The organism is Duganella vulcania (assembly GCF_009857655.1).
GTDB classification, from domain to species: Bacteria; Pseudomonadota; Gammaproteobacteria; order Burkholderiales; family Burkholderiaceae_D; genus Rugamonas; species Rugamonas vulcania.
Genome location: NZ_WWCX01000299.1, coordinates 1 through 437, shown reverse-complemented (window position 1 = coordinate 437; position 437 = coordinate 1). Strand labels below are relative to the sequence as shown.

The following is a 437-nucleotide window of genomic DNA, read 5'->3' as shown; positions in this document are numbered from 1 at the left end:
GCCAGCCGGCGGCCAGCACGGCGGCCACCAGCGCCCGGCCGAGGGCGACGAAGGTGGGCGAGAGGCCGGCGCCGGCATCGCCGCCGCCCACGGCCAGGCGGGTGAAGGGCAGCGTCAGGCTGAAGATGGCGACCGCGATCAGGCCAAGCAGCATGCCGGTGGTTTCATCGCTCAGGCCAGGGCGGGTGGCGATGGGGACGGCGGCGGGCGGCGGGGCGCTGTGGGTCATGCGGTCTCCAGTGGCGGTTATGATTGGTATGGTTGTATGCTACGTGACAAAACCAGTACAGTGCCAGTACACTTGTGCACATAATTTCTCATACTGTGACGGTAAAATGACCAATACACGCACGCGCACTTCACTTTTGGGCGCCGCCGCGTCGGCCGCGGCGGAGGCGGTGGCCGAGGCGCTGGCGGCGGCCGAGGCGCGTTCGGCG

General features: G+C 68.6%; 1 pseudogene. It reads right to left on the bottom strand.

Annotated features, from left to right (window positions below):
- Positions 1 to 229, bottom strand: a pseudogene (locus GTP90_RS36090) (EamA family transporter); the annotation flags it as partial.
- Positions 230 to 437 lie beyond the last annotated feature (208 nt).